The organism is Allomuricauda sp. NFXS6 (genome assembly GCF_040148835.1).
Lineage (GTDB): Bacteria > Bacteroidota > Bacteroidia > Flavobacteriales > Flavobacteriaceae > Flagellimonas.
In genome coordinates this window covers 176220-191700 of record NZ_JAGEMG010000003.1, presented here as the reverse complement: position 1 = coordinate 191700, position 15481 = coordinate 176220, and the positions used below count along the sequence as shown (strand labels likewise).

The 15481-nt window shown below is 41.9% G+C and carries 17 protein-coding genes; 2 read left to right on the top strand and 15 right to left on the bottom strand.

The annotated features are described in order from the left end of the window. The first annotated feature begins 344 nt into the window (after positions 1 to 344). Positions 345 to 1244: a helix-turn-helix domain-containing protein gene (locus J4E06_RS06390; RefSeq protein WP_349523202.1), complete on the top strand. Its 900-nt coding sequence runs from the start codon at positions 345 to 347 to the stop codon at positions 1242 to 1244. Positions 1245 to 1278: 34 nt separating this feature from the next. On the opposite strand, the gene J4E06_RS06385 is transcribed toward J4E06_RS06390, so the two are convergent. The 3 genes from J4E06_RS06385 to J4E06_RS06375 all read right to left on the bottom strand — a co-directional run bounded on the left by J4E06_RS06385 (position 1279) and on the right by J4E06_RS06375 (position 3891). Further along, entirely contained in the window at positions 1279 to 1719 is a 441-nt protein-coding gene (locus J4E06_RS06385) for an SRPBCC family protein (protein WP_349523201.1), read from the bottom strand. Positions 1720 to 1924: 205 nt separating this feature from the next. After that, on the bottom strand, positions 1925 to 3388 hold the full coding sequence (locus J4E06_RS06380) for a S41 family peptidase (RefSeq protein WP_349523200.1): 1464 nt from the start codon (positions 3386 to 3388) through the stop codon (positions 1925 to 1927). Positions 3389 to 3627: 239 nt separating this feature from the next. Further along, on the bottom strand, positions 3628 to 3891 hold the full coding sequence (locus tag J4E06_RS06375) for a hypothetical protein (RefSeq protein WP_349523199.1): 264 nt from the start codon (positions 3889 to 3891) through the stop codon (positions 3628 to 3630). A gap of 375 nt (positions 3892 to 4266) precedes the next feature. Between J4E06_RS06375 and J4E06_RS18400 the strand changes: the two genes are divergently transcribed. Beyond that, positions 4267 to 4389 carry a HipA domain-containing protein gene (locus J4E06_RS18400; RefSeq protein ID WP_502877337.1) on the top strand — a complete coding sequence of 41 codons (123 nt, stop codon included), beginning with the start codon at positions 4267 to 4269 and terminating at the stop codon, positions 4387 to 4389. A gap of 279 nt (positions 4390 to 4668) precedes the next feature. Here J4E06_RS18400 and J4E06_RS06370 read toward each other — a convergent pair whose 3' ends face one another. From J4E06_RS06370 to J4E06_RS06315, 12 genes are all read right to left on the bottom strand, one after another. Further along, positions 4669 to 5469, bottom strand: a complete 801-nt coding sequence (locus tag J4E06_RS06370) for a DUF4138 domain-containing protein (protein ID WP_349523198.1) — start codon at positions 5467 to 5469, stop codon at positions 4669 to 4671. Between the two features lie 2 nt (positions 5470 to 5471). Continuing rightward, a complete protein-coding gene (gene traM / locus J4E06_RS06365) occupies positions 5472 to 6380 on the bottom strand; it encodes a conjugative transposon protein TraM (RefSeq protein ID WP_349523197.1) in 909 nt (302 codons plus the stop codon). Further along, the gene (locus J4E06_RS06360) at positions 6361 to 6987 is read right to left on the bottom strand and encodes a conjugal transfer protein TraK (RefSeq protein WP_349523196.1); all 627 of its coding nucleotides are present in this window, start codon (positions 6985 to 6987) and stop codon (positions 6361 to 6363) included. Before J4E06_RS06360 ends, traM begins: the two co-directional genes overlap by 20 nt. A 10-nt stretch (positions 6988 to 6997) precedes the next feature. Further along, the gene (locus tag J4E06_RS06355; protein ID WP_349523343.1) at positions 6998 to 7837 is read right to left on the bottom strand and encodes a hypothetical protein; all 840 of its coding nucleotides are present in this window, start codon (positions 7835 to 7837) and stop codon (positions 6998 to 7000) included. Between the two features lie 2 nt (positions 7838 to 7839). Beyond that, positions 7840 to 8445, bottom strand: coding sequence for a conjugal transfer protein (locus J4E06_RS06350; RefSeq protein ID WP_349523195.1), 606 nt, complete (start codon positions 8443 to 8445; stop codon positions 7840 to 7842). Further along, the gene (locus J4E06_RS06345) at positions 8432 to 10852 is read right to left on the bottom strand and encodes a TraG family conjugative transposon ATPase (RefSeq protein ID WP_349523194.1); all 2421 of its coding nucleotides are present in this window, start codon (positions 10850 to 10852) and stop codon (positions 8432 to 8434) included. The genes J4E06_RS06350 and J4E06_RS06345 overlap by 14 nt, the downstream gene beginning before the upstream one ends. Beyond that, positions 10845 to 11123: a hypothetical protein gene (locus J4E06_RS06340; RefSeq protein ID WP_349523193.1), complete on the bottom strand. Its 279-nt coding sequence runs from the start codon at positions 11121 to 11123 to the stop codon at positions 10845 to 10847. Before J4E06_RS06340 ends, J4E06_RS06345 begins: the two co-directional genes overlap by 8 nt. Beyond that, entirely contained in the window at positions 11123 to 11410 is a 288-nt protein-coding gene (locus J4E06_RS06335; protein WP_349523192.1) for a hypothetical protein, read from the bottom strand. The genes J4E06_RS06340 and J4E06_RS06335 overlap by 1 nt, the downstream gene beginning before the upstream one ends. 240 nt (positions 11411 to 11650) lie before the next feature. Then, positions 11651 to 12424: a hypothetical protein gene (locus tag J4E06_RS06330; RefSeq protein WP_349523191.1), complete on the bottom strand. Its 774-nt coding sequence runs from the start codon at positions 12422 to 12424 to the stop codon at positions 11651 to 11653. A 118-nt stretch (positions 12425 to 12542) separates the two neighbouring features. Continuing rightward, entirely contained in the window at positions 12543 to 13199 is a 657-nt protein-coding gene (locus tag J4E06_RS06325) for a GNAT family N-acetyltransferase (RefSeq protein ID WP_349523190.1), read from the bottom strand. Between the two features lie 54 nt (positions 13200 to 13253). Continuing rightward, positions 13254 to 13742: a Mov34/MPN/PAD-1 family protein gene (locus J4E06_RS06320; RefSeq protein ID WP_349523189.1), complete on the bottom strand. Its 489-nt coding sequence runs from the start codon at positions 13740 to 13742 to the stop codon at positions 13254 to 13256. After that, positions 13739 to 15481, bottom strand: a complete 1743-nt coding sequence (locus J4E06_RS06315) for a ThiF family adenylyltransferase (RefSeq protein WP_349523188.1) — start codon at positions 15479 to 15481, stop codon at positions 13739 to 13741. Before J4E06_RS06315 ends, J4E06_RS06320 begins: the two co-directional genes overlap by 4 nt.

Sequence of the window (15481 nt, the reverse complement as noted above, 5' to 3'; positions counted from 1 at the left end):
TTTTTCTTGCGTTCAATAGTTTTTACAAATTCATTGTTATGGTTGAACTCGAGTCTTTGCGTGCTGTCTTTTGCGGTTGGCTCAAAAGTGATTTTCAGCGGAATTAGGTCGGAATAGAACGTATTGAAATTTGCAGGATATAGATACATTGGTTTGTCCCCATGTGAAGTCAATTGGTGCATCCCTTGGAGGCCCTCTCCATCAATTCTTCATCGGTTAATCTTCCTAAATCACGTTTCATGTCGGTTCTTACTATAAAGACCTGAAAATTTCAAAAAGGTGTTTTTTTAAAATTTTTTTCATATACTGTGTAACGTTTAAGAATATTTGGTGTCTTTATTGAAATGCTGTCAAGAGAAAACATAATAGCGTTCAATAACAATGAACTTCCTGAGTTTCCTGAAAGATTTGATAATGAAATCTACCTTTCAAGAGGTAAGACCATTGAAAACAATCACGCTGTCAATTACCTATCCAATTTTTCCTTAAAGTATGTTTTCGAGGGCGAGGAAAATTATGTGGTAGAAGGAAAAAGACAATCCATCAAAGAGAACAAAATCCTTATCATCAACAATGGGAGCAATGCATCATTTACAGGGTCCGATGCCAATGCTGTTTCCATATTCATTAACCCTGATATTCTCCAGGATTGTCAAAAACCCTTGCTGGACAAGAGAGGTTTTCTTGAGTCCCCTTTAAATAATCCCCATGCCCAACTTTCATTTTTTGATTCGGTTCAACATCTTGAACATTTTGGTCTAAGAATTTTATTGGAAAGGATTGCGAACAACCCCCAATTAATACTCACTCAAGACTTTTATTACGAACTGGCAACCCAAATTATTCTCTCTCAAAATGCGACACAACGGAGAATAAACAAAATAGGCAGTGTCAAACAAGCTACCCGAAGGGAGCTATATAAGCGACTTGAAATGGCCAAAGACTATATGAATGATAATTTAAAAAGACCCTTTGATTTGGACAAAATATCCAGAATAAGTTGTATTTCAAAATATCATTTTATCCGTATTTTCAAAGAAGTCTATGGGACAACACCACACCGTTATCACCTAAAAAACAAGATTGCCCTTATTGAAAATTTATTGTCCAAAGACGTGGAAAGCAAATGTTTAAAAGATATTTCCAATGACTTTGGCTTTTCAAATTATTCCGTTTTTTACAAGCAATTTAAATTAATAAATGGTAAAGCCCCTAGTGGCTTTATTCACGAACACTCCTATTGATTATCGTACTGGTTCATGGGTTATTTATTCCACATCATTTACAGTAGACCTCTAATTGTTTAAGTGCAGCACTCCACGCCTGCACAAAATATTGTCTGGCTTCCTCCCATACTTTGGAATCTCTCCAGCCAGAATGAATAAGGGTGACCTTCGTTTTGTTGTCAACTTCCCTAAAAAAAACTATCACCTGAGTTAAAGGGCGGACATCGTTCATAACACTCTTATATTGCTTAGGCCCCTTCCATTCAAATAAAATATAATGTAAACGCTCAAAACCAAGAACTTTACATCCTATCGTACTGTTATCTTCAGGATTATTTGGTTCCCAAAACAATTCATACTTCCCTCCTATTTTTAGCTCAACATCCGCCTCATTGGTTAACCAATTTTCAAGATGTTCATTTTCTGTAAACATTTGGAATGCCACTTCCCTATTGCAACTCAGGGTTGCTGTTTCAACAATTACTTTATCCATATTCTTATGTTTTTGCATCATGGCCCCCGCATGAATGGCAAGCCAAAAGTATTATCCATAAATTTTTCATGTCAAATGAGTGTTTTATTAGATGTAAATGGTTCAATAGCGTTTACCTTGCCTTCTAATCAGAAGCCTCTTATTTTTAGCATTAATCAAACTATATTGACAATTGAAAATCGATTTATTATCATTCGGTAATAGATTAAAGTGCCAGTGCTTCCGTCATTGTCACGTCGTTTTTCATAAGGATGTCATCAATGGCAGGCTCCACCAAAATATCCGGGAGTACACCGCGATCTGTAAATTGCTCTCCAAAGAAAGAACGTTTAATACTTATTAATGCTAAGTTGATTTGGATTCTTGAATTGGGCAATCTCAAGGTCGGAATGTAACCACTGATATTTCCAATATAAGACCCACCGGTCTCTTCCCCCAAAATTTTCGCGCGTTTGGCATGGTGGAGAATAGCCGCAACTTCTGTCGCTGCAGAAAAAGTGAAGGCATTGACCAAGACAACCAGTTCTTTTTGGAACCTGTTTTCAAATGGAACAAATGACCCTAGGGCGGAAGTCCCATCGGGCCACAAATGGTCCGTAGCATCAAAAGTTCCCTTTTGATTCGGTCTGAAGCATTTTGGATCTATATCCCAATGTTTTCCATCGGGTAAAAATTTATAATCATCCTTTTGAAAAGTGACTTCTCCGTGATACTTAAACTTCTTATCCATAAGATAGCGCAAAAGATACAAGGCATAAGAGTCCTCGCCACCTGAATTATTTCTGAGGTCCAGGATTATTTTATCGGCTTTACTTTGATCAATCCGGCCCATAACCTCATCTATTTGGCCGGTAAAACTCTCATAACTGCCGTTAAAATAGTGAGGGTTGAAGGAACGAATCGTTACTATAGGAATCTCAGAACCTCCATACTTTTTAAACGTTAATTTGATGGTTTTATCAGTGCTACTTTCTCTAACCGTGCTAACCCTATCATAGGTCATTTGATCAAAGGGATAGACAATATACTCTTTGGTGATCCCGGCATCATTAACTTCAATCTTATGCTTTTCTTTTGACAAACCCAATGCTTTCATCATCCGAGCTAAATACATAGGGTTTTCCAAACGTCGATACCTAATGGATTCTATGTTTCCATCCCTGTGTACCAATGGAATTAACCTATTGAAGAACATATCTGCATCCTCGCCATCTATTTTTGATATTCGCATTCCGGATGAAAGCGGTTTATCAGAATAATTTTTAAGGACAAAAGGTTCCCTATCCACAAACCTGATCCTAAAGGGTAGGAAAACCTTTCCATCAATGTTATCCAAATCGGAAGGAAAGGCCTGTGAATGACCATCTCTCAATTCGGCCATAATCGGGAAGATATGGCCTAAAAATTCATATTCGGTCATACTACCGGAGTTTCTTATTTCCCTTATGTGTTGATCGAATAACTCGTCAATTTTTTTCTTGGTTGTAAACCGATAGGGATCACCATGTGCTTCATGGATCCAAAACTGGAGCATTTCCAAATCTTGGGCCAATAACTCGCTGGGGATTGAATTAACTTGCTCCAGACCCTTATTGGAAGGTTTATTGGAGGATTGTAAACCGCACCCAATTAGAAAAATGAATAATGATATAACGTTGAATTTTCCCATTTAATCCATTGTTTACGCGCTAGTAGTAATGTATTACAATAACAAGTATTTTAGCAAAGTAAGATCTCAATGTTTCCAATATGGTTCACTCATCCTGATAATGGACCTTACCATAGAATAGTTGACCATCTATCCCATTGAACCGTTATCCTAAAAACCAGTGTCTATTTAACATATCGGTATATTTTTAAATTGGCACACAATTAATGTTGATTTATTTTGAGGTGATTGAGCATGAACTAATCACCTTTTAACAAAAACCCCTTGTAAACAGGTATTAGGGTTTCATTCAACAACAAAACTTCAGGTTTGTCCTTTCTCAACAGGACTTTCCAATCATTAAAAACCTCAAATTCATCTGTAATTACAATATGTTGCCCATAAGCCTCCTTTAATTTTTGCCGTATTCTGTCTTCTTCTGCCTTAGCCGTTGGAATCCAGACAGAATTAAGCTTTCCGTTACCAAATCGAGCTTCGACTTTTCTTGGAAACCCTGTAATCAATTAATAGCTTGTACTAAGCTAGAGACAAATCATATATTTAAGATTTCAAATGTTGCTTTATTAAGCTATATGAAAATTAGCATCCCTGTATGATGGATATACTGCACCCCTATGGATATGAAATCCATATGGGATTTATACAATATTTTCCTTGAGTTATGCCATCTCTTTTTTTTGATTTTCTTTCCAGGCATTTACAAAATAGTGTCACGCTTCTTGCAGTGGAAACGCCGGATATAGCATACCAGCTTCGCCGGATAAAATTGAGCACCCTCGATACTAGCACAAAAGATTGTTTTTCAAATACTAAGCCCAATTATTGGATGGCTCAAACTTTCCGTTTTTAGTGGATTTCATTGTCCGTCCCATCCAGTCATGGCCCGTAACCAAGATGATCATATGAAGAACATTTCATTCATCGGTAAATGGAGTGTGACACCCGCATATGATGTCACCTATGCGTGCAATCCAACAGGCCAATCGACCAATAGACACTAGATGACAATTGCCGGTAAACGTGACAACTTCACTGGAAAAGACCTTCAATCCATCGCCGATGAGATAAGTTATACAAACGCAAACGATGGTATGGAAGCTATACAGGTTACATTGATGTAAACCAAATGGAACGGCCTAACAGGACATAAAGCCCCCCGGCTTCCTTTTTTGCTGACCTGACCCAAAATGAAATCTGTAAATCCGTCAAGTACCTTTAGATCATGTCAACCATTAAATATCATCCACCTTCACACCAGCACCTTTGGGTTCTATATAGTATTAAGGACATTTCAAACGTATCTGTCTGCGCCCATGGAACTCACTAAGGCTTATCTGCAGGCGTTCCCGATACCCTAACACGAATTTGGGCACCACCAATACAAACCGTTTGGTTTCCCCATGATGCACAAAAGTGGGTTGCCGATATCGATACCTCACATGCAAGGGAACCTCTTGATAGGCCGCCCTACTTTTTGTACTCCCCGAGACCCTATGTATGTTCAAATGTCCCACCTCGAAATCAATAGTAGATCGGTTCCGAAGTTGCAGTACCATGTACACCGCTTCCCTATAGTAAACCATATCCTCCAATCGGAGGTGAAGCCCTTTTTTTCGACGGACAGCCAGGTGTTTCCGTTTCCCCGATACCAAGGAATCACAAAACTCCCGGTATCGGTCAGGTTGTTTTTTAAGGGAGTCCAAATCTTCAGGGACAGGCACAGCACGGGACGCTAAAGGCCTTGCATTGCCGATGCTTTTGTTTTTGGAAATAAAGTGATGGTACTGGGACAGTTTCCTTGCATACTGCAGCTGAAAGGCATAAACAGAACCCTCAGAGGTGATGACCAATAAGTTACTGTCTTCACCTGGAACCCCTTGCAACAGGCCAAAGTGTTCCCCCTTTTCCCGGTTATACGTAAAGACAAAACCTGAATGACCGGACACCGCCTTTTGAATTGGGTCTGGAAAGAACAGGACCACGTTCTGGTGTTCATTGGCATACAGGGTATCCAAGGTATGTTGCCCGTAACTCAATTGGGCAAGGATCAAGAAAAAATAAAAGCTGTTGTTCAAGGTCATAATCAAGGTTTTAAGCGTAATTGATAATGGTTCGGGATTTCTACTTTGATGCTTCGGTTGTCCTTTCGAAAAAGCCCCTTGATGCCCCCCAACTGGGGAACCCCTGGGATGTTGACCTCCCGTATCGTCTCGTCCAGGCCTTGGCTGATGATAGCCCCCCTCAAATGGTTCTCCACATAGATGCCCTCCCGGCCATCTTGATGGTCATGCCCTTTGAGTTCAACGGAAGTTGCCCCGATCTGGGTCACTTCGACCAAGACCCGGTTCGGTCTGATTTTCACAAAACCGTACACTCTGGTATTTATAGGGAACCGTATTCCGTTGAGCATATAGTCGGTTTCCAAGCGAAGTTCGATACGATGACCTTCTCGGACCGTTTGTTTGCCGTCTACGCGAACCAAGAGTCCTTCATTGATAGACACCTCGCGCCTATCAGGGTTTGAAGCAAAAAACAGTTGGTGTTCCAACCCAAGTGCATCCGTTAGGCCTTCTTTTGGGGCATTGACCTGAGTTTCCTCCGCTTGCCCCTGCTGCTTGGGCCCACCATCATCATTGAATCCGAAAGCCTTGGGTTTCCCATATTTTTGGCGCCCCTCCATATGGATACTATCGATGATCCGTTGTTTTTCATACGCCATATAGTCGGGATTAAAGTAGCCCTTGTCGTCCACCATATGTTCCGGATATATTGCCGGAGCAGTAGTCTCCCGTTCTTGTTTGATGGCCTCCAAGGCCTCCAATTTGGATTCGTATTCCACGGGGTTCTCCTCCAAGTCGGGCATGGGAATCCGATCGGGTTCCAGTGCCTCTTTCTTATCCTTCCCAAAGGTCAGTATGGCATACACTGTGATAAACAGTACCACACAGGCCAAGACAAGGACAAATACGACTTTATTCTTCTGTAGTTTCATAAGCTTCCATTTTACGTAGTGCATTTTCAAAAAAATCAGTGATCAACAGACCATGGGGATTGTGGGGAAAATTGCGGGCCACCGATATCAATCGTCCCGAGGTGACCAACTCATAGGTGTCCGTGACACGCCCCCGGTTGATACGGATCACGGTCCGGGTCTCAAAGGCATAGGGTTCTTGGTCCATATCTATTCGGGAATCGATGCGTTCCACCTCTTGGACCAGGGAATATTGCAGCAAACGGTTATAAAAGCCATCCGCTTTCTTTTGGCGGTAGACGGCATCCACGGAGGCATTGCCCAACCATAGGGCCTTTTCCATCCGGCTTTCAAAACTGCCGGCATCCACCCCATAGAACCATTGGTGGAACCGTTCCAAATGCGCCAAGGCCTCCACTTCGAGATTTTCCTGTTGGTCAATGAGCTTCAAGGGAAGCACATCCCCCTGATCACTGACCACAAAGGCAGTGTCCAATGTCTGTCGGTGCATTTGGAACAGCATGGCGACGGATACCATACAGACCAGACCCGCTGTGATCACCACGGCCAGGACCACAAAGCGGTTCATTCGCAAAAGCTGTTGGATATTTTTAAAAGGTGTTTTCATACATCAAAATTTAACCGGTGAACAAGCGAAGGGTAAAACGCGTCGCCCTTCGATAGAGCTTGAACTTGAGCAAAACGATAAAGCCGATGGTCCCCAACTCGATGATGGAGGCAAAGAACTCACTGCCCCAGTCCGTACCGAACAGGTTGGCCCAGAAGTTGGTACTGATCTCCGTATAAAGGTTGTTCACAAAGACATTGACCAGAAAGAAGGCGGGCACCAGCATATAGACCCCGGCATAGAGCTTAAAAAAGGTATAGGCCAATGAACGGAACTTCTCGAACACGGCCAGACTGATGACCAAGGGAAAAAACGCCTGCATGATCCCCAACAAAAAATACCGTTCTGCCAAAAACAAGGGATAGATGAACAGGTCCATCAACCAAAGCATGACCCCAATGATGAAGGCCAGCACCTTTAAGCCGTACAAAGGCGTGACCAGGGCTTCGTATAACAGGGCCATGGCCTTTTTGGCGGCTTCCAGGGCACCCACATCCCGTTCCAGGTCTACGTCCTGCAACTGTAAGGGGAGGAGTGCCGGAGCCGTGTCCCGATATTGGGTCTCAATGGCCACCAAGATGCCGTCAAAAACCCCCAATACCTCTGTGGAGAATATCACCAAGAGCACGATCAAAAAGTTCTTGGCCAGTTCCGTGGGGGTGAGCCCCCAGGTATGCCCATCGGTAGCTGCGATGCCTTCGTTGTATTTCTTCAGAATGTTGACCAAAAAGAACAGCACGGCCAAGGCCTTCATCCCCACGATGGTATATTGTGAAAAATCACTGTCTTTTATCGTCTGAAAGACTGCGTCCACATACTCCAATCCTATGCCCAAAAAGAACCCAACCATCATCAATATTCGGTTTCGCGGTTATTGATAATATCTTGCATTTTTCGAAAGGAGATGATCTCTCGGTAACGTCTGGTCTTGACCTCCAGTTCGGCGACCATTTCCTGGGACCGCCTTTTCTTTTCCATCAAAATGGCGGTGCGCTCGGCATCGGTCATTTTTAAAAGATCACTGGACAATATTTGATTCACAAAATCCAGGTCGTCAATGGCCGTGTCCATGATCTGCTCAAAAGAGCGTGATACCCGTTCCACTTCCCCAGCTTTGATATAAGGGGAATTCAAAATATGCCTGAGGTCGGTCTGTACGCTCCGAAATAGGGTCTCATTGTTCCTGGTCAGTTCCTGTAGGGCTTTCAGTTGCTTGATGGCATTGTTGACCTTGACGATGTTGTCCTTTTGCTCTTTTAGAAATTGCACCGTCTTCAACAGCTCTGAGGTCTGTTTGGCCGATTCCACCAGCGATTTGGTCATGCTGATGAAGTTCGTATTGTCATACACCGGCATCCCCTGGGCCGTGGCACGGCCGGGCAGGTATAGCGCCAAGGTCAGGGACAATATTAATATTAGGGTGCTATTCCTGACGGTCTTTTTTTTAGTGATTTTCATAGGATTTCTTTTTGAGGTGAATAAATGCTTTGATGGCCTGCTCCATATCCTGGGTCTTTTCATAGAGCTGCATGATCTGGGTGCTTTCCGCTCCGTCGGTGAGGTAGGCGGCATATACTTCGGGCGGGACTTCCAAACGGAAGATGTTGCTCTCCTTTCCGATCTTGATAAAGATTTCGGTGTACTTCCGTTCCCCGGTCAAATTGTTGCGAATGGATTTGAGTTGGTTCAAATCATGATTTGACAGATTGAGCCGCTTTTGCAGTTCATCATAGCCCTTCTCGTTCCGAAGGCTGTATATGACCTGGGTGTTTTCAAGAATACTGGCCGAAGTGGAATTCTCGGGCAGTTGATTGATGGATTGTAGGATGATGCCAATCGCCCCGTTCTGCTTCCGGATGGCCTGATAGTAGAATTCTACGCTTTCCAAAACGTTGGGAAACTTGAGTTGTTTGGCAAACTCATCGAAAAGGATGATGCCCCGCTCGGAACGGTTCCGCCAGATGGTCCGTTGGATGGCCGATTTGATGAGCTTGAGCATCACGGACAGGATTTCCTTGTTGTCCCGCACCTCGTCCAGTTCAAAGATGATGAGCCGTTTATCCTCTATGGTATAGGTCTGATCGATTCCCGTGTTGAACAGAAAACTGTAGGGACCATCTTCCACATATTCCGAGAGGATATGAAGGAAATCATAGGTACTGAAATGGGCTTCCTTGATCTGTAGTTCTTGGATAAGGGTATCTTTCCTTTCGTCAACAAACTGGTACAGGGAAGCTAGAGAGTGGTCTTGTCGAATGATTTTGTAGTACAGCAACAGCACCTTTTTGATGGCCACTTCTTGGGATTTGGTAGCATTTTCAGCAGCGAGGAGTTCCAAGAGAAACATGGAGAGGTCTTCCAAACGTTCGGGTGTTAAATTGGATTCCTCAGAAATATAGAATGGATTGATGCCCAGATTTTTGCCCTGCTCATAGCGCAGGATGATATGTTGGTCGGGATAGAGCTTCGCAAACTTGGCATAGGAACCTCCCAAGTCGATAAGCACCAGTCGGACCCCTTGCTCAAAATACTGCCGCAAAATGTTGTTAGCCAAAAAGGACTTACCCTCCCCCGTTGGGGCGAAAATGGCAAAGTTCCGGGCCTTGATACGTTTTTTCCCTTCGTCCCAGACATCCTTCAAGACGGGAATGTTGTGCTGGCGGTCATTGAATAGGATCCCAGATTCATCGGATCTGTAATTCGTGTTGTTGATGTACAGGCACAGCGCATGTTTGAGATCCGTTACATACAGATCCTCATTGGAGAAGTTGGTGGCATGGCAAGGATGGGAGTTTAAAAAGTAGTGCTTGCGTTCCTCCCCATTGGGGTGGTAGGGCATAATGTCCAATTCTTTAAATCCTGCCTTGATCTGGGATGCGATTCGTTTCAAGCGTTGCGCCTCCGAATGCCAGAAAACGATATTGAGATGGCCACGGATGATACGGGATGAGTCATCGGTATTGATCTGGTCCAGGATATGTTGGACCTTTTTGAGGACCATCTTGTTCTGGGAGCCAAAATTGGAACTTTTGCTGAGTTCCTCCACTTTCTTGTCCAAGAGTTTGCGCCATTTGTGTTTGTCGTCCAGATAGAGGATGTGGTTGACGATATGGTTCTCGTTCAGATCGAGGCCCAATCCATCGATGAAGCCTTGGTGAAACGTAAAATCATCCGAGGTGAATTTCTCATTGATCTTACTGCTCTGGACCGTTCCTCCAAAACACACTTCATTGTTGACGGCGATGGCATCAAAATAATGGTCCCCGATCTCAATCTGTTTTTTATCCAGTAGAACATCGGTGTCAAAACCAAGGTTGAAACCATTGTAATAATCGTTCGTATGCTTGAGAATGTCATCAGGCACCATGGGCACCAATGACACTCTTTGGCCATTGTTGATGAAGGAAACGGCATCGTTCACCGCGGTGATGAATTCCGCTACCTGGACGTCCAATTTTCGATAATAGCCTTTTTCCGTTTTCCGAAAGGGGTTCACATACTTGGCCGCATTCAGGGCCTTGTCCAAGGGCAGTACAAAGAACAAATGGCTTTGATGCTTTAGGTATTCCCTGCCCTTAAAATACGCATAGGTGGCGTTTTCCAAAAAGGTTTGATTGGGCAATTGTTGGGCATCATAGCCCACTTTTTGATAGCTGTCCTGTTTATGGATGACCGTCCCCGTGGGCAGGGACTTGAAGGCCTGGAACCATATACCGTGCAGTTCCTCATAATCGGAATCAGATAGGGAATACACCTCGGGCAGTGCAAGCTCGTAACACAGGACCACATTGCCATTGTTGGCAAAGACCACATGGTTTTGGATGTCCAGAATGGGATGATGGGCATTGAGGTCGATCTTAGGCATAGGAGAAGGAGCTTAATTTTTTGTTGCTGATGGTATGCGGGAAGACCTTTTGGATGGTAAACAATTGGGGGTTTTTGGCCCACTGTGCCAATGCCCCGAACAACAGGGCATTGAACAGCAGCAGGGCAACGATGACACCAAAACTGAATGAAAATATGATGATCAGCAGGGAACCGATGACCGATACCATTAGCAAGGCAAACAAGGATAGTGGCAGGCCCATGATCATGGCCCGTTTGCGGATATTTCGGTAGACCTCGTACTTTTTCATTACACCACGATTCCAATGAGGTAAGTAAAGATGCCGACCACCGCCCCGGCGATCAGGACAAAGACCAGTACACGGGTTATCCCTTTTTTCAGATCGGAATTCTCCCCGAAGAAGTGTCCCGCATTGAACAAAAATCCCACCAAGAAGATAACGCCCAAAATGATGGGGAAGATGGCCCGGATGGTAGCGGAAATGTCATTGACCGAATCCTCGATACCCCCGATCTGGGCCAAAATGGAACTGGAAACAAATAAGAAAAGAATGGTGATGAACAGTGATTTTCGCATATCGTAAACGCTTTGGGATTAGACGATTTTTGATATGTGAAAGGTATAACAGAATTGAATTCAAATAATTGACTATCAGTTATTTGTGAATAAAATATAATTTGGTTTTGGATGTTGTTTATTGATGCGGATTGGCATCAATTTGAACCAGATATTTAGAATGTATTGTGAATAACTCGAAACTTTTAATTCTCTTTTACTCTGATTTGCCCGAAATGGCGTTAGATTTTGATGTAAAATTCAATTTTTGGTCGAAGATTCACCAAAATCATTCAATATTTCTTCAATCGCCTCATCTTGAAAGGTGATAATGCCGTGCTTTCGATTGTTTCTAAAATAAGTTTCATCATGTGAATCAGTCATAACTTGGGCCACTTCTTTTGAAGAGGGGTAAATTGATAGTTCTGGTTTTGTCAACGTTGTAATGTAATAGTCAAATTTGTCAAGTTCCTCAGGCCATCTTAAATTAATGACACCGCCGTCATTTATAATTTCTTCTTCTGCACCAACTTTGAATTCGCTAGGTTTCAATGGCTTTTTTGTTCCGTATTTATTTCTCCATAGGTTTAAAAATGATTGAAACCCACCTTCATTTTTCTCCAAAATCTTTGGGTTTAAGCAAATCCCTACAGTTCCCCATTTCCAATTAAAAACTGAGAAATTTAATTGCGTTGCCATACATTCGGCCTTAATAAGTGCCATTGCTTCATCAATCAAATCCTGTGGTTGTCTTGGTTGTCTTTGAAACTCCATGAACTTACCTATCCCTAACTCTTTTTCCTTATCAATGGCCTTTGAAAAAACCATGGTGTAGTTACCTTCCCTTGTTTTTGAGTTTCTACCGTAACGAATGGGCACATTAACATCGATAACTTTATTTAATGACAACAAATGTTTAGCTCTCCATTTTTCCCGTACCTGCGAATTGTCCCAAAATAAAGATCCAATTGCCAACACTCCTCCTCGATAGGTATTTGCCACATCTGTAGGTTGTTCATTTTTTTCTTGCGCCATGGTTTATTGTATAAAAATGTTTTTGATTCTATCCGCTATTTAATTTTATATAACTACTTAGATTCATTCATTTCTAAATCCTTTCTTAGAAAATCTCAAATTTATTCTGGAGTATGGGTTATGACCATGAAGTTGCTAAATTCAATTTCCAATTTAGAAAAGTCCCCCAAAGGTCCTTTGAACAATACAGTACGCCCTTTTTCCATTCCATTAACCATTTATAATTTATTGGATGAATTATGGGTTTCTTCAATTCTCGACCGTTTCCTCTCAACTGCAAATGCCAAATCCATTTAGGGGAGCAATCCAGTGCCTCATAATGTTCCTTATCCCATAGTGAAATTGTTTCAGCAGTCTCCCAACTTTCCCTACAAGCCAATTTAGGAACAATAATTTTATACATATCCAGTCTCATACTCTTTACATTATACAAATTTGGAAGGTGATCAAAGTCAAGTTTTCCCCAGAAGCCTTCAGTTTGTAATGATTCAGTAAAATCTTTCATAAGCTTTCTGCCTAATCCCTTTTTTCTTAAAACAGGCTTTATGTCAAAAACCATAATGTTAGCAATGGGCCCAATCTTTCTATAAACAAGAAATCCAACGACGGATTTCTTGTTCAACAAAATAAGACATCGTTTGTCTTCCCATGCTTCTTTGATGATATCCCAATTTCCATAAAAACCGTTTCCAGTTTCATGTTTTTCCTTTCTCAACCAAGATTTGATTTGAGTGAGTTCATTAGGACTTGAAGATATTTTGGTATGTGTTTCCATAACTAAATCATTGGTTAAGGGAATAAAAATATCCTATATGAAATATAGATGGACTCAATCCAATGGACTTGAAAGCTCTTCGAATTTCAGTTGCTTATCAAAAATCGCACCATCCTTTTTGACCATACTCAAATGTAACCCCTTACGGGCCATGATAAGGGTGAATATCGTATCCGAATTCAACTTACTCTTCCGTATTTGTTCCACAATGGATTTCCTGTCCAAATGGGATGGGGTTGGGATATCCTCAGGATGGGTATGCCATTCTCCTAAATAGATACTTTTGCCCTTACTCTTTTTGAAGAGCTTATTCAAAAAACGTTGGTGTATTATACTGGTACGCCAAAAACCATATCTACTCTGCTTGTCCTGTTGGTCGGGTAAAGTGACTTCAATAATAATAAAATTGTTCGCATCTATATAATATCCCAACATAATCCCCCCGGCTTCTTCCTTGGAGTTATTGTCCTGAATATAGTCTTGCATCTTATGAAATGCTTTTGGCAAAATCTTAAGGTAGGTATCCCCAAGGCTTATAATCATACTATTTCGTTTTTGATTAATGTAAAAGACGATTGTGCCTCTCCAAAATCGGAAAACTTCAAGCCCTTACTTGCCACAAAATCCTTGTCTCCTACCCATGTATACACCTCTGATTTATTAAAACCGATAAGAACAGCTTCTTTTAGAGATGGAAATACTGCTGCTAAAAATTGGGTCAGGTATGTGGATGAATATGGAAAATATCCGGATTGGCAACTTCCCTCCACCAAATAGACCACATCCATGTTGATATCCTCGTTCGTAAGTACAGCATATTTAAAATTACGTATCAAATTCTGTGCGGCCTTAGCATCTGCTGGATTGACAAACAATACTTGGCCAGAAGCCAAATAGGGTTCCACCCAAAGCATAATTGTCGGCTTGGTCAAGACCCCAGATTCCATAGCGTTCAATATATATTCCTCCACCATGGTTTTACCCACAGCAACGATATGGATGTCATAGGAGTTAATGAAATCGGGTTTCTTCTGGATCACAGTAGCTACACGCACCTTAAGCCTTTGGATCTCGATCATTGGATTACAATCCAATAAATAATCACCCAGTACATCTACCTTATAATCACCCACCCCGCTAAACCCCATGAGGTTTCTTTTAATGTTTTCAGCACCCAATTTTTCTGGGTCAATGAGACCAAATCTATTAACAGGAAGATTTTTCAAGAAATAGATGAGATTGGAACCCACACTTCCCAGACCGGTGCAGAGTATACAGGATTCCTCCTCAATAACGCCAGAGGCCCTTTTAGATAAACGCTCAACACTTAAGTTATCAAACGTTAAACGTCGAACATGTTTTGATTTGCCCCAGCCTGATGCCGACAGGATTTCAAGGTTGGTGGGTCTTCTCCTTGGCCCTCCTTGTTTTCTTGGTGGGATCTGTAATTCCTCATAATTCCATCCATAATATTCAATACTATCAACTTCACGGTTCCGAAAAACCACTAATATTTCATTTAAAGATTTGGTTTTACATAACTGTTTGAACAATTGATATTTTTCTTGGACCTTTTTTATATGGTCCAAAGAATCTTCATAAGTCATCTGAAATGGAGGAATGGTTTTGGTAAAATCGATTTCAATCACCGCCACCTTCTTGATATCACACCCTTTGGATTTGGCATAGGCCTTGATTTTCATCAGGTCTTCTTCTTCCGTATAAAGAAAGTAGTGGTACCGAGCCAGTGACTTGCCTTGGAAGGCAACCCCCTTTATTTCTTTTGTAGGGTCTGACACTGAATGTAGGCCAATTAGAAAAATTTCATCCTTGTTAGAGTATTCCAGATCCCAATAGGCTTTGAACTCTTTTTTGAACTCAGCCTCCTTATAACTATTGTCCTCCCCATCCTTTATGATTTTCTTGCCTCGATATAAAATGAACTCAACGAAATCCAGAAGGTCATCCTTGGGAATTACCGTATTGAGTCCATCATCAAAAATGCAAATGGAACAGTCCTTATTAACATGGGGAATATATTTTATGGGGTCGTAAATGTCCTCTTTAATGTATAGCTTTGGAAGCTTATATGGAAAGTCAGGCGGAAAATCCAAATAGAACACCAATTCTATGTAGCCGCCTTCAAATGTAATTTCAGAAGTGATTTCCCATACCTGTCCCCCTTTGGTAAAAGGATACTTTAAACCTTCGTATTCTCCAGCATCAACAATTCGGCATTTCTCTGTTTTGCACAGGTGTTCAAAAAGGTCCTCCAGTTCCAA